This window comes from Phenylobacterium sp. (assembly GCF_036563285.1).
In the GTDB taxonomy this organism is placed as follows: domain Bacteria; phylum Pseudomonadota; class Alphaproteobacteria; order Caulobacterales; family Caulobacteraceae; genus Phenylobacterium.
Map to the genome: position 1 here is coordinate 38345 of NZ_DATCMR010000011.1, position 24933 is coordinate 63277.

The 24933-nt window shown below is 69.6% G+C and carries 24 protein-coding genes; 13 read left to right on the forward strand and 11 right to left on the reverse strand.

Features of this window, described 5'->3' with window-relative positions:
• The first annotated feature begins 199 nt into the window (after positions 1–199).
• Positions 200–1495 (forward strand): aminotransferase class I/II-fold pyridoxal phosphate-dependent enzyme, encoded by a 1296-nt coding sequence (locus VIL76_RS10880; protein ID WP_332045052.1) that lies wholly within the window; start codon positions 200–202, stop codon positions 1493–1495.
• Positions 1496–1609: 114 nt separating this feature from the next.
• The gene (locus VIL76_RS10885) at positions 1610–2248 is read left to right on the forward strand and encodes a LuxR C-terminal-related transcriptional regulator (RefSeq protein WP_332045053.1); all 639 of its coding nucleotides are present in this window, start codon (positions 1610–1612) and stop codon (positions 2246–2248) included.
• Here the strand turns inward: VIL76_RS10885 and VIL76_RS10890 are convergent.
• The gene (locus VIL76_RS10890) at positions 2245–3471 is read right to left on the reverse strand and encodes a hybrid sensor histidine kinase/response regulator (RefSeq protein ID WP_332045054.1); all 1227 of its coding nucleotides are present in this window, start codon (positions 3469–3471) and stop codon (positions 2245–2247) included. The genes VIL76_RS10885 and VIL76_RS10890 overlap by 4 nt on opposite strands.
• Positions 3472–3728: 257 nt before the next feature.
• On the opposite strand from VIL76_RS10890, the gene VIL76_RS10895 reads away from it, so the two are divergent.
• The gene (locus VIL76_RS10895; protein WP_332045055.1) at positions 3729–4367 is read left to right on the forward strand and encodes an OmpW/AlkL family protein; all 639 of its coding nucleotides are present in this window, start codon (positions 3729–3731) and stop codon (positions 4365–4367) included.
• Between the two features lie 54 nt (positions 4368–4421).
• Here the strand turns inward: VIL76_RS10895 and VIL76_RS10900 are convergent, their stop codons facing one another.
• Positions 4422–4904 carry a response regulator gene (locus VIL76_RS10900; RefSeq protein ID WP_332045056.1) on the reverse strand — a complete coding sequence of 161 codons (483 nt, stop codon included), beginning with the start codon at positions 4902–4904 and terminating at the stop codon, positions 4422–4424.
• Between the two features lie 288 nt (positions 4905–5192).
• Positions 5193–6449, reverse strand: a complete 1257-nt coding sequence (locus VIL76_RS10905) for a TetR/AcrR family transcriptional regulator (RefSeq protein ID WP_332045057.1) — start codon at positions 6447–6449, stop codon at positions 5193–5195.
• A gap of 257 nt (positions 6450–6706) precedes the next feature.
• On the opposite strand from VIL76_RS10905, the gene VIL76_RS10910 reads away from it, so the two are divergent.
• Genes VIL76_RS10910 through VIL76_RS10920 form a run of 3 tightly spaced genes read left to right on the forward strand, consistent with a single transcriptional unit; the run spans position 6707 to position 8640 of the window.
• Positions 6707–7369, forward strand: a complete 663-nt coding sequence (locus VIL76_RS10910; RefSeq protein ID WP_332045058.1) for a hypothetical protein — start codon at positions 6707–6709, stop codon at positions 7367–7369.
• Between the two features lie 3 nt (positions 7370–7372).
• Positions 7373–7759, forward strand: coding sequence for a phage holin family protein (locus VIL76_RS10915; RefSeq protein ID WP_332045059.1), 387 nt, complete (start codon positions 7373–7375; stop codon positions 7757–7759).
• Positions 7756–8640 carry a DUF3618 domain-containing protein gene (locus VIL76_RS10920; protein ID WP_332045060.1) on the forward strand — a complete coding sequence of 295 codons (885 nt, stop codon included), beginning with the start codon at positions 7756–7758 and terminating at the stop codon, positions 8638–8640. The genes VIL76_RS10915 and VIL76_RS10920 overlap by 4 nt, the downstream gene beginning before the upstream one ends.
• A gap of 30 nt (positions 8641–8670) precedes the next feature.
• Here VIL76_RS10920 and xth read toward each other — a convergent pair whose 3' ends face one another.
• Positions 8671–9465 (reverse strand): exodeoxyribonuclease III, encoded by a 795-nt coding sequence (gene xth, locus VIL76_RS10925; RefSeq protein ID WP_332045061.1) that lies wholly within the window; start codon positions 9463–9465, stop codon positions 8671–8673.
• Positions 9466–9794: 329 nt separating this feature from the next.
• Here xth and VIL76_RS10930 point away from each other — a divergent pair, with 329 nt between their 5' ends.
• Positions 9795–11351 (forward strand): long-chain-fatty-acid--CoA ligase, encoded by a 1557-nt coding sequence (locus VIL76_RS10930; protein ID WP_332045062.1) that lies wholly within the window; start codon positions 9795–9797, stop codon positions 11349–11351.
• On the opposite strand, the gene VIL76_RS10935 is transcribed toward VIL76_RS10930, so the two are convergent.
• Positions 11348–11968, reverse strand: a complete 621-nt coding sequence (locus tag VIL76_RS10935) for a glutathione S-transferase family protein (protein ID WP_332045063.1) — start codon at positions 11966–11968, stop codon at positions 11348–11350. The two genes, VIL76_RS10930 and VIL76_RS10935, sit on opposite strands and share 4 nt — an antisense overlap.
• Before the next feature lie 55 nt (positions 11969–12023).
• Positions 12024–12293 carry a hypothetical protein gene (locus VIL76_RS10940; RefSeq protein WP_332045064.1) on the reverse strand — a complete coding sequence of 90 codons (270 nt, stop codon included), beginning with the start codon at positions 12291–12293 and terminating at the stop codon, positions 12024–12026.
• 81 nt (positions 12294–12374) lie between these two features.
• On the opposite strand from VIL76_RS10940, the gene VIL76_RS10945 reads away from it, so the two are divergent.
• On the forward strand, positions 12375–12605 hold the full coding sequence (locus VIL76_RS10945) for a hypothetical protein (protein ID WP_332045065.1): 231 nt from the start codon (positions 12375–12377) through the stop codon (positions 12603–12605).
• A gap of 75 nt (positions 12606–12680) precedes the next feature.
• Complete coding sequence (locus VIL76_RS10950; RefSeq protein ID WP_332045066.1) at positions 12681–13256, forward strand: acyloxyacyl hydrolase; 576 nt, start codon at positions 12681–12683, stop codon at positions 13254–13256.
• On the opposite strand, the gene glcF is transcribed toward VIL76_RS10950, so the two are convergent.
• The 3 genes from glcF to VIL76_RS10965 are packed head-to-tail and all read right to left on the reverse strand — an operon-like array spanning position 13238 to position 17161.
• Positions 13238–14518: a glycolate oxidase subunit GlcF gene (gene glcF / locus VIL76_RS10955; protein WP_332045067.1), complete on the reverse strand. Its 1281-nt coding sequence runs from the start codon at positions 14516–14518 to the stop codon at positions 13238–13240. The two genes, VIL76_RS10950 and glcF, sit on opposite strands and share 19 nt — an antisense overlap.
• Complete coding sequence (gene glcE, locus VIL76_RS10960) at positions 14515–15678, reverse strand: glycolate oxidase subunit GlcE (protein WP_332045068.1); 1164 nt, start codon at positions 15676–15678, stop codon at positions 14515–14517. The genes glcF and glcE overlap by 4 nt, the downstream gene beginning before the upstream one ends.
• Before the next feature lies 1 nt (position 15679).
• Positions 15680–17161: an FAD-linked oxidase C-terminal domain-containing protein gene (locus VIL76_RS10965; RefSeq protein ID WP_332045069.1), complete on the reverse strand. Its 1482-nt coding sequence runs from the start codon at positions 17159–17161 to the stop codon at positions 15680–15682.
• 74 nt (positions 17162–17235) lie between these two features.
• Between VIL76_RS10965 and VIL76_RS10970 the strand changes: the two genes are divergently transcribed.
• Together VIL76_RS10970 and VIL76_RS10975 are read left to right on the forward strand one after the other, a co-directional pair.
• Complete coding sequence (locus tag VIL76_RS10970) at positions 17236–18360, forward strand: hypothetical protein (protein WP_332045070.1); 1125 nt, start codon at positions 17236–17238, stop codon at positions 18358–18360.
• 113 nt (positions 18361–18473) lie between these two features.
• On the forward strand, positions 18474–19625 hold the full coding sequence (locus VIL76_RS10975) for a hypothetical protein (RefSeq protein WP_332045071.1): 1152 nt from the start codon (positions 18474–18476) through the stop codon (positions 19623–19625).
• 1 nt (position 19626) lies between these two features.
• Here the strand turns inward: VIL76_RS10975 and VIL76_RS10980 are convergent, their stop codons facing one another.
• Together VIL76_RS10980 and VIL76_RS10985 are read right to left on the reverse strand one after the other, a co-directional pair.
• Positions 19627–20406 carry an enoyl-CoA hydratase/isomerase family protein gene (locus VIL76_RS10980; protein ID WP_332045072.1) on the reverse strand — a complete coding sequence of 260 codons (780 nt, stop codon included), beginning with the start codon at positions 20404–20406 and terminating at the stop codon, positions 19627–19629.
• Complete coding sequence (locus VIL76_RS10985; RefSeq protein WP_332045073.1) at positions 20406–21557, reverse strand: acyl-CoA dehydrogenase family protein; 1152 nt, start codon at positions 21555–21557, stop codon at positions 20406–20408. Before VIL76_RS10985 ends, VIL76_RS10980 begins: the two co-directional genes overlap by 1 nt.
• A 77-nt stretch (positions 21558–21634) precedes the next feature.
• Between VIL76_RS10985 and VIL76_RS10990 the strand changes: the two genes are divergently transcribed.
• Together VIL76_RS10990 and VIL76_RS10995 are read left to right on the forward strand one after the other, a co-directional pair.
• Positions 21635–23317: an AMP-binding protein gene (locus VIL76_RS10990; RefSeq protein WP_332045074.1), complete on the forward strand. Its 1683-nt coding sequence runs from the start codon at positions 21635–21637 to the stop codon at positions 23315–23317.
• 8 nt (positions 23318–23325) lie between these two features.
• On the forward strand, positions 23326–24933 hold the full coding sequence (locus VIL76_RS10995; protein WP_332045075.1) for a carboxyl transferase domain-containing protein: 1608 nt from the start codon (positions 23326–23328) through the stop codon (positions 24931–24933).

Here is a 24933-nt window from a genome sequence, read left to right on the forward strand (position 1 = left end):
GGGTTGCGGTTTCACAACCGCAGCAATTGAAATCAAGCACTGCTTAACCGTCCCCGGCAACATCCAGTAAAGTTTACGTACACCGGGCAATAACACCTCTCCTGTACATAGAACGGGAAACCCGAGAACAGGGTGGGGTGAATTCAAGATGCCGAAAGCATTCAATAACTACGTTCCGCCAGCCGCACTTACAGGCAGCATGCGGGATTACCGCTATCCCAAGGGCGCCGACCTGGAAGCCCGCGTGGAAGGCTTCTTCAAGTGGCAGAACCTGCGCCGGCAGCACGGGCTGTGGCCGTTCTCCCGCTCGACGCAGGAAAGCCCGTCCACGGTCTGCGCCGCGCTTGACGACGCGGGCGGCAAGATCAACGGCGTGAACTTCGCGTCGCAGGACTATCTCTCGATGTCCGTCTCCCCGGTGATCAAGAAGGTCGCCCAGGAGGTGATCGAGGAGTTCGGCGTGCACTCGGCCGGCTCCGCCGCGCTGTTGGGCAACACGCACCACTCGCGCCTGCTCGAGAAGAAGATCGCCGAGTTCCTGGGCATGCCCGAGGCGATCCTGTTCCCCACCGGCTGGGCCGCGGGCTACGGGGTCATCAAGGGCCTGGTGCGCTCGACGGACCACATCGTGATGGACGCGCTCGCCCACACCTGCCTGCAGGAAGGCGCCAGCGCCGCCACGCGCAACATCTACCTGTTCCGCCACAACCAGGTGGCCGAGTGCCGCAAGTGGCTCGAGAAGATCCGCGCCAAGGACACCGAGAACGGCATCATGGTCGTCACCGAGAGCCTGTTCTCGATGGACTCGGACACGCCGGACATCAAGGCGCTGCAGGAGCTCTGCGACGAGTTCGGCGCGACCCTGATGGTCGACGTGGCCCACGACCTCGGCAACCTGGGGCACGACGGGCGCGGCCACATCGGCATGCAGGACATGCTGGGCAAGGTCGACCTGGTGATGGGTTCGTTCTCGAAGACCTTCGGCTCCAACGGCGGCTTCGTCGCCTGCCGGAACCGTGAGATCTACGAGTACCTGCGCTTCTTCAGCCCGCCATGCACCTTCTCCAACGCGCTGTCGCCCATGCAGGCGGCCACCGTGCTGAAGGCCTTCGAGATCATCGAGACCACCGAAGGCGCCGAGCTGCGCAACAAGCTGATGACCAACATCCTCAGCTTGCGCAAGCAGCTCGTGGAGGCCGGCTTCGAGGTCTACGGCGACCCGTCCGCCATCGTCTGCGTCAAGGCCGGCTCCGAAGCGCTTGCGCGCCTCGTCAGCCGCCGCCTGCCGGAGGCTGGCCTGATCGCCAACCTCGTGGAATTCCCCGCCGTACCGAAGGGCCAGGCGCGGTTCCGCATGCAGGTGATGGCCAACCACACGCCGCAGAACATCCGAGACGCGGTCAGCCGCCTGAAGCAGGCCTACGACATCGGCGTCGCCGAGTTCGAGGCGCTCAACGAACACACCGAATCCGAGCCGCTGCGCAAGACGGCGTAGGTTCTCTCCTCTCCAGTGTGTGTCCGGGAACCGGGCGGGGGCGACCCCGCCCGGTTTTCGTTTGTCCCGGCAGGGGGAGCGAAAATCGGCCCTGGTTGGGCTACCACTTGCGCCATGGCGAACAACCGCCGCGGCCGGCCTCCTCATCCCGACGTCCTCACCCCCGCCGAGTGGGGCGTGGTGGAGGCCGTGCGCCACGGCATGTCCAACGCGCAGATCGCGCGCCGCCGAGGCGTGAGCCTGGACGCAGTGAAGCAGCACGTGGCGAGCGCACGCGGCAAGGTGGGGGCGGATAGCCGTGCGGAGCTGACCGGCTGGACGGGCGTGCGCTCGGACAGCCTGCTGGCCGGGAGGAATACGGACATGGACGCCCAATTGCAGCTGGGGCCGATCGGCCAGATCGCCCGTTCGGTGGCCGATATCGCCGCCGCCCAGCGCTGGTACGGCGAGGTGCTGGGCCTGGAGCACCTCTACACCTTCGGCAAGCTGGCCTTCTTCGACTGCGGCGGGGTGCGGCTCTACCTGCAGGAGGGTGACGGTCCCGCCGAGTCGATCCTCTACTTCCGCGTCCCCGACATCCACGCCGCCCATGCGGCGCTCCAGAAGCGCGGCGTCGCCTTCTCGGGCGCGCCGCACATGATCCATCGGCACGCCGACGGCATGGAGGAGTGGATGGCGTTCTTCGCGGACAACGAAGGCCGACCGCTCGCGATCATGGCTCAGGTGGCGGCAACCGAAGCCGCCGGCCGTTAGGCGGCGCTCTTCGCGGCCTGGGCGGGAAGCGGAAGCTCGACGCGGAACAGCGCGCCCTTGCCGGGCTTGCCTTCGGCGGCGATGGAGCCGGCCATCAGGCCAACCAGGCCGTGGCAGATCGCCAGCCCCAGCCCCACGCCGCCAAACTTGCGCGACAGCGAGCCGTCGGCGGTCTCGAAGGGCTTGAACATCCGCTTGGCCGTCTCGTCGTCGAAGCCGACGCCGGTGTCCGTAACCTCGATCACCACCTGGTCGCCGGTGCGGCGCAGCGAGAGGCCGACCTCGCCGGTTTCGGTGAACTTGACCGCGTTGTCGAGGAGCTTGCCGAGCACCTGGCGCAGGCGCTGCGGGTCCGTGGTGACCACGCCGGCCGACTTGTCGAGATCGACTTTGAAGGCGAGGCCCTTGCCCTTGGCCTTCTCCGCCGCCGGGGCGGCGGCCTCTTGGACCAGAGCGGCGAGGTCACAGGTTTCCGGCGCGAGCTTCAGCCCGCCGGCCGTGAGGTCGAGGGTGTCCAGCAGGTCGGCCACCACGCCGTGCAACTGCTCGGCGGAGGCGTTGATGATGCCGGCCATCTTCCGCTGCTGCTCGGTGAGTTCGGTCCGCGCCAGCATCTGGCCCATGCCGATCATGCCGTTCAGCGGGGTGCGCAGCTCGTGGCTCACGATGACCAGGAAGTCATCCTTGGCCTTGTTGGCGACGGTGAGCTGCTGGTTCGTCTCCACCAGCTCGACGGTGCGCTCGGCGATGCGGCGCTCCAGGTCCTCGTTGGCGCGCGACAGCGCCTCGTTGGCCAGGCGCACCTGCTCCTCGGCCTGGCGGCGGCCGACCTGGGTGGTCACCCGGGCCAGCGCCACGGCGAAGTCGACGGGCTTGGTGATGTAATCGTTGGCGCCGGCCGTCAGCGCCTCGACGATGTCCTGGCTCTCGGTCTTGCCGGTGACCATGATCACCGGCAGCTGCACGTCGGTGTGCTTCTCGCGGATCCTCCGCAGCACATCCAGGCCGTTCATGTCCGGCATCATGACGTCGAGCAGGACGACGTCGAACGTCCCCTCCTCGATGGCGTCCAGGCAGCCCTTGCCCGACTCCGCCTCGGTGATGGTGTAGCCCTTCCGCTCGAAGCGGCGGCGCAGGATGGTCCGGTTGTCGGCTACGTCGTCGACGATGAGCACCCGCGCGGGCGGGGTGTCGTCGGAACGGATTGCCAAATCGTCGGCCATACTCTTACCCACCTGTACGGGTCCCACCCCGCAGTCGGGCGCTATATTGAATCAGCTCTCTTAAGTATCGGTGCACGAATACACGGGTTTTTTCCCGCACCGGTAGCAACACTGCGCCTGTGGGTCGCACCTACTCAAATTGGGGACAGTCTCGGCAGACTCCGTCCAGAGGGCGTTTACCCTCAAGGTTTCTTAAGGTTTCCGCCTGTATTTCGTCATCGCAAGATTAGAAATCCGGGATGCTGTCGATGCCCTCGATGAAAGTCACTGCCCTGGCGGCCGTCGCCGCCGCGGCGCTTGCCACCTCCGCCCAGGCCCAGCAGGCCGGCGACTGGATCGTCCACCTCGGCCCCGCGCTGGTGGATCCCGACGAGAGCGCCAGCCTGACGGCGGGCGGCGCTCCGGTTCCGGGCGGCAACGTCTCCGTCGACGCCGAGTGGTCGGTCGAGGGCGAGGTCAGCTACTTCCTGACCCCGAACTTCGCGATCAGCGCTGCCGCTGGCTTCCCGCCGGAGTTCACGATCAAGGGCGCCGGCTCGCTCGCAGGCGTCGGCACGGCCGGCAAGATGACCGGCGGCCCGGCCGGCATCTTCGCCCAGTACCACTTTAACCGCGCCGGGCGCGTGTCGCCCTACGTCGGCGCGGGCGTCGCCTTCCTGGTGGTATTCTCCACGGAGGACGCTGCGCTCACCAACGTCGAGGCCGACAGCGCTGTGGGCACGTCCCTGCAGGCCGGCGCCAACATCTGGCTGAACGACCGCTGGGGCGCTTTCGTCGACGTCAAGAAGGTGTTCATCGAGACCGAGTCCACCGGCTCGCTCGGCGGCGCGCCGGTGAAGGCCGACGTCACGCTGGACCCGCTGGTCACCAACTTCGGCGTGGCCTGGCGCTTCTAGCCGCCGCTCCATCGCGGACCTGATCGAGGGCGGCGCTGCGAGGCGCCGCCCTTTTCATGTCTTCCGCCGCTCGGGCCCGCGATAGTCGGGATCCTGTCGACGGCGCCGGTCGGGGCCGAAGTAGTCCAGCGACTTCACGAACGGCCGCGGCGCATGGATCAGCGCCTCCATCCGCCTCAGCAGCCCCACGATCGTGAAGGGCTTGGACAGGAACTCAGTCACCCCCGCGTCGCGGGCGGCCTGCACCCGGCGTTGCTCGGTGTAGCCGGTCAGCATCAGGATCGGCAGGTAGGGGTTGATGCTGTTGGGGTCGGTTCGGACGCGCTTCACCAGCGCGATACCCTCGTCGCCCTTGCCGAGGTTCTGGTCGACGATGATCAGGTCGTAGGGCTCGGCCTGCAGCTTGGCGTACGCCTGCTCAGCCGTAGCCGCCATCTCCATCTGGGTGGCGCCGACGCTCGAAAGGATCGAACGGACGATCTCCGCGGCGTTGCGGTTGTCGTCGATGATCAGCAGGCGGATAGCTTTAAGGTCCATGAGACCGCTTGCAACACCCCTGACGAGCCGCCGCCCTCGCGCCCCCCAGCGCATCGGCGCGAGCCGATTCAGCTATTAGGCGACTCCGTCCTCACTACGGCGTTATCCGAGACCGACCGCCAACTCAAGGCAACTCCTTGAGCGGCGTAAGCTTTGCCGCAGGCGCCGGCCGCAGGCGCGCCCTTTCCTCCCCAAAATGGGGGATCCGATGCGCGCCCCGCGTGGGGATCCGCAACCTGGGCGAGAGCGCGCGCCTGACATCCGCAGAACGCTGCTACGTCGGCCCCGCTAGCCGGCGACCGGCGAGAGCAGGCCCTCGAACAGCGGCCGCACATAGTGGGCCGCTGCGGTCTCGGCGGTGAGGCCAGGCGCCCAGACGTGCAGCTCGGCCGCGGCGTTGATCATCGCGGTGACCATCTGGGCGGCCACGTTGACGTCCACCGGCCGCACCGAGCCGTCGGCGATGCCGTCGGAGAGGATCGAGGCGAAGCGGTGCGAGACGCGGTCGAACTGGCGCACCAGGTTGGCGTTGATGCTCTCCGGCACGGTGGTCAGGGCCGAGGTCCGCAGCAGCGGCAGGTTGCCGGCCATCTGGTACTGCACCAGCGCGGTGCAGATCTGCGCCAGCACCTTCAGCCCCGTCCCGCCTTCGGCCTCGGCGGCCCGGATCGCCCGCCACATGATCTCCCAGGTCCGCTGGAAGCAGGCGACCACGAGCTCATCCTTGGTCTCGTTGTGGTGGTAGAAGGCGCCCTTCGAGACGTTCAGCCGGGCCGAGATCCGCTCCACCGAGGCGCCGTGATAGCCCTCCTCGTTGATCAGCTCGGTGGCCGCGCGAAGGAACAGCTCGGCCGAGGCCTCGGCGCGGGGATCGTCGTCTCGGGTCAGGCGCGGGATGGTGAAGAACGGCCAGCCGGCGCCCGGCGCCGCCAGTCCGTCGGCCATGATCGCGGCCATCCGCTCCCCGACCCGCGGGAAGTCCTCCTTCGGGTTGTTCGCCATCCAGGCCACCGACCAGAAGATCTCCGACAGCAGCAGGTGGGCGCGGGCGTTGCGGTCGGGCCGCGGCATCTCCGCCCCGGGCGGGCCCTGGATCAGGTCGCGGGCATGCCGGAACATGTCCGTGTAGGCCTCGTTGACGCTCGGCTTGTTCAAGGCGCGGACGTCGTTGAACACGGCGATCTGCTCGGTCTCGCCGCTGCAGGCGCGCCGCTTGAACTCGAAGTAGAGACGGATGAACGCCCGCACCCGCTCCCGGTCATCGTCGCCCGCGGCCTTGGCCTCGGCGATCAGCTGGTCGAAGCGCTCGATCGCCCGCATGAAGCAGGCCGCCGCCAGCTCCTCCTTGTTGCGGAAGTAGTAGATGACGCCCGTCGGCACCAGGTCGAGGCGGGCCGCCACGTCGCCCAGCGTCATGCCCCGCACGCCCTTGCGGTTCAGCTCCTCGACCGCCGAGGCGATGATGGCGTTGCGCCGCGCCTCGAACCGGCGCGTGGGCGCGCGGCCCGTCGGTGGGTTCGCCGTGACACCGCTGTCATTGCCCATCAGACACCTTGTAGAAGGGAAGCCGGCCCCCCGGCCACGCCTCCCGCTCGCTCCCCGTCCCGGCACAAGATATCGCTACTGCGGCGGGTAAAACTACCATTTTTGCGAGAACTTGGGCCAGGCGCGTGCAGCCGCCGCGCGCCGCGTCCCGCCGGACCTTCAGCGTAGGGAACATCCCTGGCGGCTCGCAGCTTACCGGGCCGCTTGCAGGGGGCGCCGCGTGACGCGCCCGAGCGGCTGAAGCAAGGAGCACGGGAATGACAGACACAGACGCCGCCGGCGGCTGGAACGGCGCCGCGACGAGCCAGGGCGCCTCGCCGAAGGAAATGGCCAGCAGCGCCGCGCAGACGGTGAAGCAGGAGGCCGCCACCTTCGCGGCTGACGCCAAGGACAAGGCCAGCCAGCACATCGAACAGCATAAGGAAACCGCGACCCGCACCCTGGGCGACTTCGCCGATGCGATCCGCCGCGCGGGCGAGGAGCTGTCGAACAAGGACCAGTCCGTGGCCAGCCGGCTGGTGCAGCAGGCCGCCGACGGCCTGGAGAGCTTCTCCCGCTCTGTCTCCGACAAGAGGCCGGAGGAGATGATCGAGGCGGTGCGCGACTTCGGCCGCCGCAACCCGACCGCCTTCATCGCGGGCTCGGTCCTGGTGGGCGTGGCGCTGGGCCGCTTCCTGCGCAGCTCCGGCAGCCAGAGCATGGAGGCCACGTTCTCCGCCCCCGGCGGCGGGCCGCCCGCCATGCCGCTCGCCGGCGACGAGTTCTACTCGAGCGAAGGCGCGGACCTGGCGGCGACGGGCGCCACTTCGATCGGGGCCCCGGCCTCGGACCTGGACGCCCTCGGCGACGAGGCGGGCGTCAGCGACCTCACCGAGGGCGACGGCGCCGACCGCTCGCGCTTCGGCGGGACGGGGGTCTGATCGATGGACAACGACGCACGATCGATCCCCGAGATCCTCTCGGCGGTGACGAGCGACCTTGCGAACCTCGTCCGCAAGGAATCCCTGCTCGTGCGCACCGAGGTCTCGGAGAAGATCTCCGACGCCGCCAAGGCGGGCGCGACGATGAGCATCGGCGCGGCCCTGCTGCTCGGCGGCTTCCTCACCCTGATGGCGGCCGTGGTCATCGGCCTGAGCAAGTTCATGGACCCGTTCTGGGCCGCGCTCCTGGTGGGCGTGGTGGCGGGCCTGATCGGCTTCACCCTGGTGCGCGGCGCCGCCCAGAAGGTGAAGCCCGCGGCGCTCACCCCTGACCGCGTCAGCCGCCAGATCTCCAAGGACGCCCAATTCGTGAAGGAACAGGTCCGATGAACAGAACCTCAGCAGACATCGAGGCCGAAGTGGAAGCCTCCCGCAGCCAGCTCGACCGTGACGTCGACGCCCTGAAGTCGAAGATGACCCCCGGCCAGATGTTCGACGAGGCCGCCCGGATGATGGGTGGCACCGGCCAGCAGGTAGCCTCCAAGTTCGCCGAGCAGGCCAAGGCCAACCCCATGCCGCTCGCGGTCATGGGACTGGGCCTCGCCTGGCTGATGATGAGCAACAACAGGCAGCAGACCGGCGGCTACGGCTCGTATTCCGGCGAGGTGCGCTCGTTCGCGCCAGGCGCGGAATACGGCGCCGAGTGGGACGGCTCGGCTTATGACGGCGCCAGCCACTCCGGCTCGACCGGCGCAGGCCTCAAGGAGAAGGTCCAGGGCGTTGGCGACAAGGCGGCGGGCATGCTGTCCGACGCCAAGGAGAAGCTGGCCGGCGGGGCCCACTCGGTCGGCGACGGCGGACGCAACGCCATGCACCACGTGGGTTCGGCCGCCGGAGCCGTGCGCCAGCGCGCGGCCCAGGCCGGGCAGCAGGCGCAGCAGACCTTCATCCAGACCCTGGAGAGCGAGCCGCTGCTGATCGCCGGCCTCGGCCTGATCGTCGGCGCGGCCATCGGCGCCGCGATCCCGGCGACGGCGGCGGAGAACCGCGTGATGGGCGACGCCCGCGACAAGGTCATGTCGAAGGGGAAGGAAGTCGCCCAACAGGGCCTGCAGCAGGCGAGCACCGTCGCCCAGGCCGCCTACGGCGCTGCCAAGTCAGAAGTGAAGAGCGCCTCCGGCCAGGACGGCGATCTCTCCGAGCCCGTGGACAGTCCCGTACGCTCCGGCGTCGAGCCTGGCCGCGAGCAGACGCAGGGCCCGTCGCACTAGCCAAGGGACCTGCTTAGCCGCCCGCTGGCCCTACCGGCGGGCGGCGCCCCTTTTCGGCTTCAGCTCGATCCACGCCGGCGCGTGATCGCTGGCGCCCTCTTCGCCGCGCGCCCAGCGATCGACACCGCCGGCTTTCAGCCGGCCGGCCAACGCCGGGCTGAGCAGGAAGTGGTCGAGGCGCATGCCGGCGTCGCGGCCCCAGGCGTCCCGGAAATAGTCCCAGAAGGTGAACTGCGGGTCGTCCGGGTGAAGGGTCCTCAACGCGTCGGTCCAGCCCTGGTCGAGCAGGCGACGGAAGGCGGCGCGCGCTTCCGGCTGGATCACCGCATCGCGACCCCGCGACTTGTGGCGGTAGATGTCGAAGTCGGTGGGCACGACGTTGAAGTCGCCCACCAGAGCCACCGGCACGCTGGCCTCCAGAAGCCCCTGGGCATGGCGGTTTAGCCGCTCCAGCCAAGCCAGCTTGTAGCCGAATTTGGGTCCCGGCACGGGATTGCCGTTCGGCGCGTAGATGCAGCCGATCAGCACGCCGCCCACCGCAGCCTCGATGTAGCGGCTCATGGCGTCGTCGGCGTCCCCGGGCAGGCTGCGGCGGGTCACCACCGGCTCGACCCCGCGGGCGAGCAGGGCCACGCCGTTGTACGTCCGCTCGCCCTTGAAGACCGACGAATAGCCCGCCTCAGCCAGCGCCTGGGCCGGGAACAGGGCGTCGACCACCTTGGTCTCCTGCAGGCAGACGACGTCCGGCCGCGACGCGTCGAGCCAGGCGAGCAGGTTGTCCAGCCGCTTGACGACATTGTTGATGTTGAGGGTCGCGATCTTCATCGGCTGGCCGGTTCTACGCGCCCACCCCCCGCTGCGTTCCGAAATCAACGAACAAGCGGAACAATCGCCCAACGGTCACGGTTGGAGCGGCGCTAGTCTGGAGAGATGGTCATGCGTAGGCTCTACAAGCCGGTCCGCGGCGGCACGCGGCCCGGAGCTACCCGAATTCATCGTGTCCCCCAGGGGGCCCGCGGCCGGGCGACCGACAAGCTGCATCGGTCAGGCCCGTTGCAGGACCTGTCGGGCCTGGTCTTGTACGGCCAGGGCTGAGTCCCTTCCTGAGGTCGCCTCGGCTCGGCTAAGCTCCGGCAAAAGCTGGGGCAGGAAACATGGCCGACGAGATCACCCTCCTCACCGACATTCCGCGCGTGCATGCGCGCGGCCGCGGCGACGCGGTGGCGGTGGCGTTCGAGGGCCGCGCCGTGACCTATGCGGAGCTCGAAGAGCGATCGGACCGAGCGGCCGGCATGCTGCAGGCGCTGGGCGTGAAGCCGGGCGACCGGGTGGCCTGGCTCGGCCGCAGCTGCGAGCAGTGGTACGAGATCTTCTTCGGGGCTGCGAAGGCGCGGGCCTGTCTGGCGCCGATCAACTCGCGCCTGGCTGTCCCGGAGATCGCCTTCATCCTGAACGACAGCGGCGCGGACCTCTTCTTCGTGACGCCCGAGTTCTTCGCCGCTGCACAGGCGACATTGGCCGAAATCGAGCGGCCGATCCGGATCGTGGCGGTGTACGGCGAGCTCTCGGGGTTCGACAGCTATCAGGCGCTGCGTGACGCCGCTCCGGAGCCGCAGCTCACCCAGCCGCTTCCTCAGGACGATGTCCTGCAGCTCTACACCTCCGGGACCACCGGCCTTCCGAAGGGCGTGCGGCTCAACAACGCCAACTACTCGGCCTTCCTGTCCCTGCGGCACGAGGTGCCGGGCTTCTCCTACGGGGCGCGGGACACCGCCCTGATCCTGATGCCGCTGTTCCACGTGGCCGGCACCAACATCAGCTTCGCCGCCCTGGCCTCCGGGGCCCGCGTGGTGGTGATGGCCGAATTCAACCCGCCCGAGGTGCTGCGGATCATCGCCCAGGAGCGGGTGAACCACGTCTTCTTCGCGCCCGTCATGATCAATGTCCTGCTGCAGACCCCAGGCGTCGAGGCCACCGACTTCTCCAGCCTGAAGAGCGTGGCCTATGGCGCCTCGCCGATCTCCGAGGCGGTGCTGGCGGCGGCGACAGCCCGGTTCGGCTGCGGCTTCATCCAGTTCTACGGCATGACCGAGACGACCGGCGCGGGCACGTCGCTGGCGCCCGAGGAGCACCGCGGCGAGCTGATGCGCTCCTGCGGCAAGCCCTGGCCCGGCATGGGGGTGCGGATCGCCGACGAGGACGGCGCCGAGCTGCCCGCCGGCGAGATCGGCGAGATCGAGATCCGTGGGCCTATGGTCATGGCGGGATACTGGAACCGGCCCGAAGCCACCGCCGAGACGATCCGTTCCAACGGTTGGCTGCGCACCGGCGATGCCGGTTTCAGGGACGAGGACGGCTTCTTCTTCGTCCACGACCGGGTGAAGGACATGATCGTGTCGGGCGGCGAGAACGTCTATCCGGCCGAGGTGGAGAACGCGATCCTGGGCTGCCCGGGCGTCGCAGACGCGGCCGTCATCGGCGTGCCCGACGAGCGCTGGGGCGAGGCGGTGAAGGCGATCTGCGTACGTGCGCCCGGCGCCTCCCCGGACCCCGACGCGATCATCGCCTACGCCCGCCAGCGGATCGCCGGCTTCAAGGCGCCGAAGTCCGTCGACTTCATCGACGCCCTGCCCCGCAACCCCTCCGGCAAGGTGCTCCGCCGCGAGCTGCGCAAGCCCTACTGGGAAGGGCGCAGCCGCAACGTGGGCTAGGCGGGGACCTTGCCGGTAACGCTTTCGCGCTCGCTGACCCTCTTGTACCAGCCGTTGATCTTGGCGAGGCCGGGATCCAGGGGCTGGCCCACCCGCGCGCCGAACTCCAGGAAGCTGAACAGCAGGATGTCGGCGAGGCTGAAGCGGGAGCCCACGAGGTACGGCCCCTCGAAATTGGCCTCCAGCCACTGCAGCCCGTCCTGGGCGACCGCCTTCAGGCCGGGCGCGGCCTCGGGCAGGCAGCGCATGCGGCCCTCGAAAAGCTTCAGGCCTTCCGAGAACCGGAAGCCGTTGGCCATGGGCTCGCAGACCTTCAGGTCCACGCGCCGCGTCCACATCCGGGTGCGGGCGCGTTCCTCCGCCGTGCGGCCGATCAGGACCGGCTCGGGATTGAGCTCCTCCAGGTACTCGCAGACGGCGGTGATCTCGGTCAGCACCGTTCCGTCGTCCAGCTCGAGGGCCGGCATCTGGCCCGCCGGATTGACCTTCAGATAGGGCTCGCGGCGGTTCTCGCCCGCCATCAGGTCGACCTCGGCGCGCGGGATGTCGATCCCCTTCTCGGCCATGAACAGGGTGACGGCGCGTGGATTGGGACCGATCGAGTTGTAGAGCTTCATCGCGTTTCCCTTCATTCCCCCGCGAGAAGGCTAGGCCGCTGACGCCGCGGCAACGCTAGCCCTGGGCGATGGAAAGCTGCTCGGCGGTCTTGCCCTCTCCCGCCGCCAGCGCCTGGCGCAGCATGTCCTGCGCCGCCGCCCAGGCCATCTCCCGCATCTCGAACACGCCCTGCCCCTCGAAGGGCACCGGCACGGCCACCTGCACCGTCGGATGGATACGGGTCTCGTCCTCCAGGGAGATATCGATGATGGCCCACATCCAGGGCGGCTCGCCCGGCTTGAGCTTGCCCTCGAAGGTGATCTTCAGGGCGTGGATCTCGGCCATGGGCGCTCCGAATCGCGAACTTATTAACCAAGCGTAACTTAAGGTGTGGCGTTGGGTCGCAGAAAAGCATATAACGGCGGTATGCAGCACCGACAGTTCAAAGCCGACCTCGTAGGCTCGGACGAGACGCTCGACCACCTGCTCGACCGTCTCCGGTCCTTCAGCATCCGTCAGCCCAGCCACCCCGGTGGGAACCTTCCGCCGGACTGGGAGGCGTTCGTGACGTCGCGCCGGCCGCCGAAAGGGGCTGGCGGCGCCGAGGCGCCCATCCCGGTGGAACGGCCTGCCGCGGACCTGTACGCCGTCGCCTGAGCGAGGCTCGCCTCCTTACACCCGTGGAACCGCAGCTAGGCTGAGCCATTCGTCACGCGTGACGAGGGACGCCAAATGAGAGCTGCCGCCTGGGCCATTGCGGCCGTGCTGGCCCTTCCCGCACCGGCGGTGGCCGGCGAGGTGTTCCTGGGGGCCTACGCGCACGACATCGATGACGAGATCTCCATCGGCCACACGGCCGAGAGCGGCGCCCAGGTGATCGGCGGCTTCCGCACCGAGCGGATCGACGCGCTCTCGTTCATCGGCAGGCCTCAGGCGCATGTGATGGGCGCGGTGAACACCGCGGGCGGCATCAACTATGCGGCGGCCGGGGTGTCCTGGCGCTTCGGCGACACCCTCTATGTGCGGCCGGGCATCGGCGTCGCCGTGCACTCCGGCGAGGTCGACCTGCCCAGCCCCTTCGAGCCCGGCATCACGGTCGCCGAGCAGAAACTGCGCCTGCAGCGCAACGACCTCGACCTGGGCTCCAGGGTCCTGGCCCAGTTGGAGCTGGCAGTCGGCTGGCAGGCCACCGAGCGGCTAGGCATCGAGCTCTCCTGGCTGCACCTGAGCCACGGGCAACTGTTCGGCGAACAGAACCCCGGGCTCGGGGAAGTCGGCGTTCGCGCGATCTATCGCTTCGGCCCCTGAGCCGCGGCGCCCAGCGCCGCGGGCTCCGGGCCGCCGGTCGCCCAGTCCAGCAGCTCGACCGGATGGATCACCGGCAGGTCGAGGGCCGGCGCGATCTGGGCGATGCAGCCGATGTTGCCGGCCGCGACGACGCGGGCCTTGGTCGCCGCCAGGTTTGCGGCCTTCCGCTCGCGCAGCTCGCCGGCGAGCTTCGGCTGCAGGACGTTGTAGACACCCGCCGAGCCACAGCAGATGTGCGCCTCGGCCGGCTCGCGCACCTCGAACCCCGCCTCCGCGAGCAGGGCGGCCGGCGCGGCCTTGATCCTCTGCCCGTGCTGCAGCGAGCAGGGGGCGTGGTAGGCGACGACCATGGCGCCTGGCCGGACCACCGGCGGCAGGCCGGCTTCGGCGACGAACTCCAGGATGTCCCGGGCCTTCGCCGCGGCCTCGGCGCCCGCCGCGCCGAGCCGGCGGTCGTAGCCCTTCAGCGTGGTCCCGCAGCCGGCCGCCGTGGCGACCACCGCCACCAGCGGCCCCGCCTGCTCCCAGGCCCGCACGTTCTTCCGCGCCAGGGCGGCGGCCTCGTCGGCGCGGCCGAGGTGCTCGGAGAGCGCGCCGCAGCAGCCCTCGCCCTTCACGTCGACCACCTCGAAGCCCATGCGGGTCAGCAGCCGCGCGGCGGCGGCGCGGATCGAGGGCGCCATGGCCGGCTCCACGCAGCCCTGCAGCAGGGCGACGCGGCCGCGGTTGTTGGCGCCGGCCTTCTCGCGCAGCCCTTCGCGGCGCTGCCGTTCAGGCACGAGCTCCAGGAGCGCGGCCACTGGGGCGAGGTTGAAGCGCTGGAACAGCGGCGCGAGCGGCCGCGCCAGGCGGCCGAGCGCCAGCGCAAAACGCAAGCGCCGCGGCTTCGTCAGCACGGCCGGGATCGCCGCGCGCAGCAGGCGCTCCGGCCACGGACGGCGGTAGGTCTCCTCGATGTGATGGCGCGCGTGGTCAATCAGCTGGGCGTAGTCCACGCCGGACGGGCAGGTGGTCACGCAGGCCAAGCACGAGAGGCAGCGGTCGATGTGGGTGACCGTCGCCTTCGACGGCGCCTCGTCCTTCTCCAGCATGGTGCGGATCAGCTCGATCCGCCCGCGCGGGCTGTCGCGCTCGTCGCCCAGCAGCACATAGGTGGGACAGGTCGCGGTGCAGAAGCCACAGTGCACGCAGCGGCGGATGTTGGCGTGGCTGGCCGCCGTCTCCGGATCACCGAGCTGGGCGGCGGTGAACTCGGTCCTCATGCCAGCCGCTCCGGATTGAGAACGCCCAGTGGATCGAACGCCGCCTTGACGCGCGCCGTCAGCCCGCCGAGCGGCCCTTCCAGCGGCGCGAAGGCCGACCCCGCGCCGCGCCACAGGCTGGCGTGGCCGCCGAGCGCGCGAGCGGCGGCGCGGACCTCGCCGGGCTCAGCCTCGCTGAGCAGCCAGACCAGCCCCCCGGCCCAGTCGTAGAGCATCTCGCCCGCGACCTGGCCCGAGAGCTTCCAGCCGCCGGCCGGCGGCAGAGACACCCGCCACAGCGGCCGCGGATCGCCCACCAAGGCGTGCACGTCGCGGACATGGCCCCAGAAGTCGCGGCTGTGCTCGGCGTCCAGCTGCTGCAGCCGTCCGAAGGGCTTCAGCAGGACCGCCAGCGTCTCGGCGCGCGCGAACACGGAGGCCTCGAAACCTTCCAGTCGGATGGCCGTCACCGACATGTCCGCCTTGAGCGGCGGCCGCCGTGCGGCGAACGCGGGCAGGTGGCAGGCGCCCGACACCTCGGCGGGCGAGCCCAGCGCCTTCGTCAGGGCCTCGTTGGCCTTGCGGTCGTCCAGCCCGAAGAACATCAGCGTCAGCTCGGCCCGCGCCGCCGGCAGCACCTTCAGCGTGATTTCGGTCATCACCGCCAGCGTGCCCCACGAGCCCGCTATCAGCTTGCCGAGGTCGTAGCCGGTGACGTTCTTCACCACCTTGCCGCCGGCCTTGAACACCTCGCCGCGCCCGGTCACCCCGGCGAAGCCCAGCACGTGGTCCCGCGCCGCGCCCGCCTTGATCCGCCGCGGCCCCGACAGGTTCGCCGCCACCGCGCCGCCGACCGTCGACTTGCCCTTCGCGCCCAGCAGCTTGCCGAGATGCGGCGGCTCGAACGGCAGCATCTGCCCCTCCGCCGCCACCAGCTTCTCCAGGTCGGCGAGCCGCGCGCCCGGGTGGCAGGTCAGCACCAGCTCCTCGGGCTGGTAGTCGATCACCCGGTCCAGCTTCTCCAGCGAGAGCACGCCGTCGGCGCGCACCCGCCCGACCCCGCGCTTCGTGCCGCCACCGACCACCTCCAGCGTCCGCCCGGCCGCCCCGGCCTCGGCGATGGCGGCCTGCACCGCCTCCGCCGTCCGCGGCTTCACGTGCACCGGCGCCACATCCAGCATCTCAGAACCGCGGCAGCTCGGGGAAGGCGAGCTTCCCGCGGTGGACGTGCACGCGCCCGAGCTCGGCGCACCGGTGCAGCGTGGGGAACACCTTCCCCGGATTGAGCAGGCCGTCGGGGTCGAAGGCGCACTTCAGCCGCTGCTGGCAGGCGAGGTCCGTGGGGTCGAACATCTCCCCCATCAGGTCGCGCTTCTCCACGCCGACTCCATGCTCGCCAGTCAGCACCCCGCCGACAGCCACGCACAGCTTCAGGATCTCCGCGCCGAACTCCTCTGCCCGCTCCAGCTCGCCTGGCCTGTCGGCGTCGTAGAGGATCAGCGGGTGCAGGTTGCCGTCGCCGGCGTGGAAGACGTTGGCCACCCCCAGCCCATAGGTCCGCGCCATCTCGTAGATGCGCGTCAGTACGAACGGCAGCTGGCGGCGCGGGATGGTGCCGTCCATGCAATAGTAGTCGGGCGCGATCCGCCCCACCGCCGGGAAGGCGGCCTTGCGCCCGGCCCAGAACGCCAGCCGCTCCGCCTCGCTCTGCGACACGCGGATGAAGTCTGCGCCGCGCGCATTGGCCAGCGCCCGCACATGGCCGGCCAGCTCCGCGCACTCCGCCTCCGGCCCGTCGAGCTCGACGATCAGCAGGGCTTCGGCGTCGACCGGGTAGCCGGCGCCCACGAAGGCCTCGGCCGCCACGATCGCCGGCTTGTCCATCATCTCCAGCCCCGCCGGGATGATGCCGGCGGCGATGATGTCCCCCACCGTCGCGCCCGCCGCCTCCACCGAGGGGAACCCCAGGAGCAGCGCCCTCGCCGTCTGCGGTCTCGGGAGCAGGCGCACGGTCACCTCGGTGACCACGCCCAGCAGCCCCTCCGAGCCGGTGACCACGCCCAGCAGGTCGTACCCGGCCGCGTCGAACCCCTTGCCGCCCAGCCGCACCACCTCGCCGTTCATCAGCACGATCTCGCAGCCGAGCAGGTTGTTCGTCGTCAGCCCGTACTTCAGGCAGTGCACGCCGCCGGAGTTCTCCGCCACATTGCCGCCGATCGTGCAGGCGATCTGGCTCGACGGATCGGGGGCATAATAGAAGCCGTCGGCCTGCACGGCCTGGGTGATAGCCAGGTTGGTCACCCCCGGCTGGACCACCGCGCAGCGGTTGTCGTAATCCACTTCCAGGATGCGGTTGAACTTCGCCATGCCGAGCACGATGCCGTCGGTCAGCGGCAGCGCCCCGCCGGACAGCGACGTCCCCGCCCCGCGCGGCACCACCTTCACCCCGGCCGCCTGGCACCAAGCCAGCACCATCGAGACCTGCTCCACCGTCTCCGGCAGCACCACGGCAATCGGCGTCTGGCGGTAGGCGGAGAGCCCGTCGCTCTCGAACGGCACGAGGGCGTCGGCGTCGCTGACCACGCCCTCGCCGCGCACGATCTTGCGCAGGGCGCGGACGATCTCCCCCTTGCGGGCGATCAGGCTCTCGTCGGGCGGGGGCATCCTCACACCCCCTGAGTAGACCGGCCCGGCAAGACGCTCCACCATGCACCCGAAGAAAAGTTGGGGGAGGACGCATGCGTATCATTGCAGCCCTGGCCGCGGCCCTGCTGGCCGGCTCGGCACAGGCGCAGGGACCGGGCCGCGAGATCGCCTTCGTGGCCAACGCCGAGGGCGGGACCGTGAGCCTGGTGGATGTCGCCGGCCGGCGGGTCCTCGGTGAGATCGATGTCAATCCGGAGAAGACCAAGGTCCAGCGCCCGGGCACGCCCAACTACGCCCAGGACACCGACGTCTCCCCGGACGGCCGCACCCTCTACGTCTCGCGCGGCTACCTGGGCGATGTGGCGGCCTTCGACCTCGCCACCGGGCGCATGCTCTGGATGCGGCCGCTGAACACCGTCCGCGCCGACCACATGACCATCACGCCGGACGGCAAGCACCTGTTCGTCTCCGCCCTGACCAATGCGCTCGCCTACCGCCTCGACACCAGGACCGGCGAGATCACCGGCAAGATCGTCACGGGCGTCTATCCGCACGACAACCAGGTTTCGAAGGACGGCCGCACCGTCTTCAACTCCAGCATCGGCGACATGAACGTCCCGCTGGAGAAGCGCGACGCCGTGCAGCCCTCCGAGCGCTCCGGCTGGGCCTACCAGCTCACCGTCGCCGACACGGCGAGCCTGCAGGTGAAGGACCGCATCCGCTTCGAGAAGGGCATCCGCCCCTGGGCCATGCGCCCGGACGAGAAGGGCCTCTACGCCCAGCTCTCCAACGAGCACGCCGTCGTCGCCTACGACCTCACTGCCAAGCGGATCACCAAGCGGCTGGAGCTGCCGGTTAAGCCCGGCGTCACCGCCGCCGACTGGGACTTCGAGGCGATCCACCACGGCCTTGCGCTCACCCCCGACGGCCGCACGATCTGCATCGCCGGCCGCGCGTCGGACTACGCCGCCCTGGTCCGCGCCCCGGAGCTCACCCTGATGGTCACCATCCCCGTGGGCGACGCGCCGGGCTGGTCGGAGGTCTCCGCCGACGGCCGCACCTGCATCGTCGCCAACACCCGGAGCGACGAGGTCTCCCTGATCTCGATCCCGGAGCGGAAGGAGGTCGCGCGCCTGAAGGGCGGCGACGGGCCCAAGCACATCACCGTCGCGCGCGTCCCGGCGGCGGTGCTGGCCGCCCATAGCAAAGCTCCCTAGGCGGCCAATCCGAAAACGCAAGCGGAGCCGGACGCTTTCGCCCTGCGCCCAAATGCCAGCTCCCCTGCGCCGACCGCGCGCCTAAGTGTGCGTCCTTCTCCAGGAGTTGGACTATGGACCGCGCGCACGAAACGCCGTTCGAGAGCTTTTTCATGGGCGGGTTCGACTGCGCCACCCAGCGGCGCCGCGACGGCGCGCGGGTGGACTCGCTCGTCTGGCAGGGTCACGACCGGCTGGTCCGCCAGGACTATTCCGCCGTCGCGGCCCACGGCCTCAGGACCGTCCGCGACGGCCTGCGCTGGCACCTGATCGAGAAGGCCCCCGGCCAGTACGACTGGTCCAGCTGGCGGCCGATGCTGAAGGCCGCCAAAGAGGCCGGGGTCCAGGTGATCTGGGATCTCTGGCACTACGGCACGCCTGACTGGCTCGACATCTGGTCGCCGGCGTTCGTCGAGCGCATGGCCGCCTTCGCCGAAGCCGCCGCCAAGGTGCAGGCCGAGTACTCCGACGAGCCGCCGATCTGGTGCCCGCTCAACGAGATCTCCTACTTCGCCTATATGGCCGGCGACCAGGGCGAGTGGGCGCCCTACGCCCGCGGCCAGGGCGGCGAGCTGAAGCGCCAGCTGATCCGCGCGGCCGTCGCCGCCACCGATGCCGTGCGCCGCGTCGATGCGCGCGCCCGCGTCCTGTGGTGCGAGCCCTGCGTGCACATCGTCCCGCAATCGATGGGCGCCGACGACCTCGACCACGCCCGCCACGTCGCCGAAGCCCAGTGGGAAGTCTTCGACATGCTGGCCGGCCGGCGCGATCCGGAGCTCGGCGGCCGTCCCGAGATCCTCGACATCGTCGGGCTGAATTTCTACTCGCACAACCAGTGGACCCCGGCCGGCAACTTCGTGCCGCTCGGCCACCACTCCTGGCGTCCGTTCTCGACCATGCTGACCGATATCGCCAGCCGCTACGGCCGCCCGGTGATCGTGGCGGAGACCGGCGCCGAGGGCTCGGCCCGTTCCGCCTGGATCCACTATGTGGCCGGCGAGGTGGAGGCCGCCCGCGAAGCGGGCGTGCCGGTGCAGGGCATCTGCCTCTACCCGATCTGCAACTATCCCGGTTGGAACGACGCCCGCATCTGCCCCACCGGCCTCCTGGGCCCGGCCGACGAGCAGGGCCGCCGCCCGGTGCACCTGCCGCTCGCCCGCGAGCTCTCCCGTCTGCAGGCAGAGATGGACGTGGCCCCGCCGCGGGTGCTGCTGGCCGCGGAGTAGGCTACTGGCCGCGGAAGGCGGGCTTGCGCTTCTCGTTGAAGCTGGCCACGCCTTCCCGGCGGTCGGCGGTCTTGAACAGGCGGTAGTACTCGCCGAGCTCCAACTCCATGGAGGCCTCCAGCGGCTGCCCATAGCCCTTGCGCACGACCTTCTTCAGCGCCCGCACGGAAAGCGGTGCGTTGGAGGCAATCCGCTCCGCCGTCTCCAGGGTCGCGGCGAGCAGCTGATCGGCCGGGACCACCCGGTTGACGATCCCCGCCTCCAGCGCCTCCTGCGCGGTCAGCGGCCGTCCGCTGACCAGGATCTCGATCGCGCGCCGCTCGCCCACGGAGCGCGCCAGCAGCTGGGTGCCGCCCAGCCCCGGCATGATCCCCAGGCTCACCTCCGGCAGGCCGAACCGCGCCGTGTCGGCCGCATAGGCGAAGTCGCAGGCCAGGGTCATCTCGCACCCGCCGCCCATCGCCGCACCGTTCACCGCGGCGATGACCGGAACGGGCAAGTTGAGCTGAGCCGAGACCATGTCCTCGAAGATGACGTGCTGGGCCGCCCACGCCTCGTCCGTCATCCCGTTGCGCTCCTTCAGGTCGGCGCCCGCCTGGAAGTGCTTGCCCTCGCCGGTCAGCACCACGCAGCGCACGTCGGCGCGGCCCGCGAGGTCCCGCCAGGCGTCCCGCAGCTCCTCCCCCATCTTCGTCGACAGGGCGTTCGCCACCTCCGGGCGGTTGAAGGCCAGCACCACCACGCCGGGCGCGGCCTCTTCGACTTTGATCGTTTCGGTCATCAGAAGCTCTTCGGCAGGTCCAGCACGTGCGTCGCCACGTGGCTGAGGATGAGGTTCGTGGAGATCGGCGCCACCTGATAGAGCCGCGTCTCCCGGAACTTGCGTTCGATGTCGTACTCCTCGGCGAAACCGAAGCCGCCGTGGGTCTGCACGCACATGTCGGCGGCATACCAACTGGCCTCCGAGGCCATCAGCTTGGCCATGTTGGCCTCGGTCCCGCAGGGCTCGCCGGCCTCGAACAGAGCCGCGGCCTTGTCCACCATCAGCGCCGCCGCCGTCATCTGGACGTAGGCCCGCGCGATCGGGAACTGCACCCCCTGGTTCTCGCCGATCGGCCGGCCGAACACCTCGCGCTCCTTCGCATAGGCCGAGGCCCGTTCGATGAAGAACTTCGCGTCGCCGATGCATTCCGCCGCGATCAGGATCCGCTCGGCGTTCATGCCGTCCAGGATGTGCCGGAAGCCCTGGCCTTCCCTGCCGATAAGGTTCTCCGCCGGCACCTCCAGATCCTCGAAGAAGAGCTCCGTGGTGGCGTGGTTCAACATGGTCCGCACCGGCCGGATGGTGAGCCCCTTTCCCACCGCCTCCCGCATGTCGACCAGCAGCACGCTCATGCCGTCCGACGGCTTGGCCGCCTGGTCCCTGGGCGTGGTCCGGCAGAGCAGCACCATCAGGTCGGAGTGCTCCGCGCGGCTGATCCACAGCTTCCGTCCGTTGACGACGTACTTGTCGCCTTCCTTTCGGGCGAAGGTGGTGATGCGGGTGGTGTCGGTGCCGGCGTCGGGCTCCGTCACCCCGAACGCCTGCAGCCGCAGCTCGCCCGACGCGATCTTCGGCAGGTGAGCCTGCTTCTGCGCCTCGGTCCCGTGCCGCAGCATCGTGCCCATGGTGTACATCTGGGCGTGGCAGGCCGCCCCGTTGCAGCCCGACCGGTGGATCTCCTCCAGCACCGCCGTCGCCGCCCCCAGCCCCAGTCCCGACCCGCCGTATTCCTCGGGGATCAGGACCGACAGGAACCCGGCCTGGGTCAGCGCCTGTACGAACTCCGTCGGATAGGCCCGCTCCCGGTCCAGGTCACGCCAGTAAGCCCCCGGAAACCGGGCGCACAGCCGCCGCACCGCCTCACGGATCTCGGGAAAGGTCTCGCTCACGGCGCATCTCTGCCATGCGAGCGGCTGGAGATCGAAGCCCAAAGATGATGAGGTGGCCCAAACGCGGGAGGAACGCGATGCTGAGCTACGTCCACGGGGCCAGCGACAAGCCCCTGATCGGCAAGACGATCGGGGCGTGTTTCGACGAGACGGCGGCGGCCCATCCGGACGTCCCCGCCCTGGTCGTTCGGCACCAGGGAGTGCGGTGGACCTGGGCGGAGCTGAAGGACCAGGTGGATGCGCTCGCGGCGGGGCTCGTGGCGTTGGGCCTGGAGCCGGGCGACCGGATCGGCATCTGGGCGCCCAACTGCGCGGAGTGGGCGGTCACCCAGTTCGCCACCGCCAAGGCGGGTCTGATCCTGGTCAACATCAACCCGGCCTACCGGACGAGCGAGGCCGAGTACGCGCTGAACAAGGTGGGCTGCAAGGCGCTGATCACCGCAATCCGCCACAAGACCAGCGAGTACCTGAGCATGCTGCGCGAGCTGGCGCCGGAGCTGGCCGGCGCGGCGCCCGGGAAGCTTGCGGCGAAGCGGCTGCCGCACCTCAAGCTCGTAATCACCTTAGGTGACGACCAGCACGCCGGCTGCCTGCCCTACGGCCAAGCGCTGAAGGCGGGCGGGCCGGCGGACCGGGCCCGGGTCGATGAGATCGGCGCGCTCCTGCAGTTCGACGACGCGATCAATATCCAGTTCACCAGCGGCACGACCGGCTTCCCGAAGGGGGCGACGCTCAGCCACCACAACATCCTCAACAACGGCTACTTCGTCGGCGAGGCCATCCGGCTGGCGGAGGGCGAGCCGTTGTGCATCCCCGTGCCGCTCTACCACTGCTTCGGCATGGTCATGGGCAACCTGGCCTGCCTGACGCACGCGGCGACGATGGTCTATCCGAGCGAGGGATTCGACGCGGGCGCGGCCCTGGAGGCCATCGAGGCGGAGCGGTGCGTGGGCATGTACGGCGTGCCCACCATGTTCATCGCCGCGCTCAGCCATCCTGACTTCGAGAAATTCGACCTGACGTCCATGCGGACCGGGGTGATGGCGGGCTCCCCCTGCCCGGTGGAGGTGATGAAGCAGGTCATCGACAGGATGCACGCCCCGGAGGTGACCATCGCCTATGGGATGACGGAGACCTCGCCCGTCAGCTTCCAATCGAGCTTCGACGACAGCCTGGAGCGGCGGGTCTCCACGGTGGGGCGGATCCAGCCGCACCTGGAGGTGAAGATCGTCGACGAGGCCGGCCGCATCGTGCCGCGCGGGACCCCCGGGGAGCTCTGCACCCGCGGCTACTCCGTCATGATCGGCTACTGGGACGATCCGGAGAAGACCGCCGACGCCATCGACGCCGGCGGCTGGATGCACACCGGCGACCTGGCCACTCTCGACGACGAGGGCTTCTGCAACATCGTCGGCCGGATCAAGGACATGGTCATCCGCGGTGGCGAGAACATCTATCCGCGGGAGATCGAGGAGTTCCTCTACCGCCACCCGGCCATCCAGGACGTGCAGGTGATCGGCATCCCCGACAGGAAGTACGGCGAGGAGCTTGCCGCCTGGATCATCCTGAAGCCCGGCGAGACGGTGGAGCCCGAGGCCGTCCGCGACTTCTGCCGCGGCCAGATCGCCCACTACAAGATTCCAAGGCACATCCGGTTCGTGGAAGCTTTTCCCACCACCGTCACCGGCAAGGTGCAGAAGTTCGCCATGCGCGAGCAGATGATCGCAGAGCTTGACCTCGCCCTCGAAAAGACGGCTTAGGCCAGCGCATGAGGAAGCTTCAGACGGCGGTCGACCGGGGCTCCGCCGCCTTCGCCCAAAACGCCAAGGTGAACCGCGCCCTGGTGGAGGAGCTGCGCCAGAAGGCGGCTACGGCATCCTTGGGCGGGCCTGAGCAGAGCCGCCTGCGGCACACGGGCCGCGGCAAGCTCCTGCCGCGCGACCGGGTCATGCGCCTGCTGGACCCCGGGTCGCCGTTCCTGGAGGTCGGCCAGCTGGCCGCGGGCGGCATGTACGGCGACGAGGCGCCGGCCGCGGGGATCATCACCGGCGTGGGCCGCGTCTCCGGCCGCGAGTGCATGGTCGTCGCCAACGACGCCACGGTGAAGGGCGGGGCCTACTTTCCGATCACCGTGAAGAAGCATCTCCGCGCCCAGGAGATCGCCATCCAGAACCGCCTGCCCTGCATCTACCTGGTCGACAGCGGCGGCGCGAACCTGCCCCACCAGGCGGAGGTCTTCCCCGACCGCGAGCACTTCGGGCGGATCTTCTACAACCAGGCCCGGATGAGCGCCGACGGCATCGCCCAGATCGCCTGCGTCATGGGCTCCTGCACGGCCGGCGGCGCCTATGTCCCGGCCATGAGCGACGAGACGGTCATCGTCCGCGGCGCCGGCGAGGAGAGCCAGGGCACGATCTTCCTCGGCGGCCCCCCGCTGGTGAAGGCCGCCACCGGCGAGGTGATCTCCGCCACCGAGCTCGGCGGCGCGGACACCCACGGCCGGCGCTCCGGCGTCGTGGACCACGTGGCCGCCGACGACGAGCACGCGCTCGCGATCGTGCGCAGCATCGTGGCCAACCTGAACACCACCAAGATCGTCGACACGGACCTGCGCGAGGCGGTCCCGCCGGCCTACGACCCGGAGGACCTCTACGGCATCGTGCCGACCGACGTGCGCGCCCCCTACGACGTGCGCGAGGTGATCGCCCGCATCGTCGACGGCTCCCACTTCGACGAGTTCAAGGCGCTCTATGGGACGACCTTGGTCACCGGCTTCGCCCGGATCTGGGGGTACCCGGTCGCCATCCTGGCCAACAACGGCGTGCTGTTCTCCGAGAGCGCGCTGAAGGGCGCGCATTTCATCGAGCTCGCCTGCAAGCGGAAGATCCCGCTGGTCTTCCTGCAGAACATCTCCGGCTTCATGGTCGGCGGGAAGTACGAGGCCGGCGGCATCGCCAAGGACGGCGCCAAGCTGGTCACCGCCGTCGCCTCCGCCGAGGTCCCGAAGTTCACCGTCCTGATCGGCGGCTCGTTCGGCGCCGGCAACTACGGCATGTGCGGCCGGGCCTACTCGCCGCGCTTCCTGTGGACCTGGCCCAACTCCCGCATCTCGGTCATGGGCGGCGAGCAGGCGGCCTCCGTCCTCGCCACCGTGCACCGCGACGCGGGCAAGTGGAGCAAAATGGAGGAGGAGGCCTTCAAGGCCCCCATCCGGCAGAAGTACGAGGACGAGGGCAACCCCTACTATGCGACCGCGAGGCTCTGGGACGACGGCGTCATTGACCCCGTCCAGACGCGCGACGTCCTCGGCCTTTCCATCTCCGCAGCGCTGAACGCGCCGGTGCCGGAGACCACCTTCGGCATCTTCAGGATGTGA

Excerpts from the sequence above, each read along its gene's own strand:
- VIL76_RS10880 (WP_332045052.1), top strand. The coding sequence starts at position 200 with ATGCGGGATTACCGCTATCCCAAGGGCGCCGACCTGGAAGCCCGCGTG.
- VIL76_RS10885 (WP_332045053.1), top strand. The coding sequence starts at position 1,610 with ATGGCGAACAACCGCCGCGGCCGGCCTCCTCATCCCGACGTCCTCACC.
- VIL76_RS10890 (WP_332045054.1), bottom strand. The coding sequence starts at position 3,471 with ATGGCCGACGATTTGGCAATCCGTTCCGACGACACCCCGCCCGCGCGG.
- VIL76_RS10895 (WP_332045055.1), top strand. The coding sequence starts at position 3,729 with ATGAAAGTCACTGCCCTGGCGGCCGTCGCCGCCGCGGCGCTTGCCACC.
- VIL76_RS10900 (WP_332045056.1), bottom strand. The coding sequence starts at position 4,904 with ATGGACCTTAAAGCTATCCGCCTGCTGATCATCGACGACAACCGCAAC.
- VIL76_RS10905 (WP_332045057.1), bottom strand. The coding sequence starts at position 6,449 with ATGGGCAATGACAGCGGTGTCACGGCGAACCCACCGACGGGCCGCGCG.
- VIL76_RS10910 (WP_332045058.1), top strand. The coding sequence starts at position 6,707 with ATGACAGACACAGACGCCGCCGGCGGCTGGAACGGCGCCGCGACGAGC.
- VIL76_RS10915 (WP_332045059.1), top strand. The coding sequence starts at position 7,373 with ATGGACAACGACGCACGATCGATCCCCGAGATCCTCTCGGCGGTGACG.
- VIL76_RS10920 (WP_332045060.1), top strand. The coding sequence starts at position 7,756 with ATGAACAGAACCTCAGCAGACATCGAGGCCGAAGTGGAAGCCTCCCGC.
- xth (WP_332045061.1), bottom strand. The coding sequence starts at position 9,465 with ATGAAGATCGCGACCCTCAACATCAACAATGTCGTCAAGCGGCTGGAC.
- VIL76_RS10930 (WP_332045062.1), top strand. The coding sequence starts at position 9,795 with ATGGCCGACGAGATCACCCTCCTCACCGACATTCCGCGCGTGCATGCG.
- VIL76_RS10935 (WP_332045063.1), bottom strand. The coding sequence starts at position 11,968 with ATGAAGCTCTACAACTCGATCGGTCCCAATCCACGCGCCGTCACCCTG.
- VIL76_RS10940 (WP_332045064.1), bottom strand. The coding sequence starts at position 12,293 with ATGGCCGAGATCCACGCCCTGAAGATCACCTTCGAGGGCAAGCTCAAG.
- VIL76_RS10945 (WP_332045065.1), top strand. The coding sequence starts at position 12,375 with ATGCAGCACCGACAGTTCAAAGCCGACCTCGTAGGCTCGGACGAGACG.
- VIL76_RS10950 (WP_332045066.1), top strand. The coding sequence starts at position 12,681 with ATGAGAGCTGCCGCCTGGGCCATTGCGGCCGTGCTGGCCCTTCCCGCA.
- glcF (WP_332045067.1), bottom strand. The coding sequence starts at position 14,518 with ATGAGGACCGAGTTCACCGCCGCCCAGCTCGGTGATCCGGAGACGGCG.
- glcE (WP_332045068.1), bottom strand. The coding sequence starts at position 15,678 with ATGCTGGATGTGGCGCCGGTGCACGTGAAGCCGCGGACGGCGGAGGCG.
- VIL76_RS10965 (WP_332045069.1), bottom strand. The coding sequence starts at position 17,161 with ATGCCCCCGCCCGACGAGAGCCTGATCGCCCGCAAGGGGGAGATCGTC.
- VIL76_RS10970 (WP_332045070.1), top strand. The coding sequence starts at position 17,236 with ATGCGTATCATTGCAGCCCTGGCCGCGGCCCTGCTGGCCGGCTCGGCA.
- VIL76_RS10975 (WP_332045071.1), top strand. The coding sequence starts at position 18,474 with ATGGACCGCGCGCACGAAACGCCGTTCGAGAGCTTTTTCATGGGCGGG.
- VIL76_RS10980 (WP_332045072.1), bottom strand. The coding sequence starts at position 20,406 with ATGACCGAAACGATCAAAGTCGAAGAGGCCGCGCCCGGCGTGGTGGTG.
- VIL76_RS10990 (WP_332045074.1), top strand. The coding sequence starts at position 21,635 with ATGCTGAGCTACGTCCACGGGGCCAGCGACAAGCCCCTGATCGGCAAG.
- VIL76_RS10995 (WP_332045075.1), top strand. The coding sequence starts at position 23,326 with ATGAGGAAGCTTCAGACGGCGGTCGACCGGGGCTCCGCCGCCTTCGCC.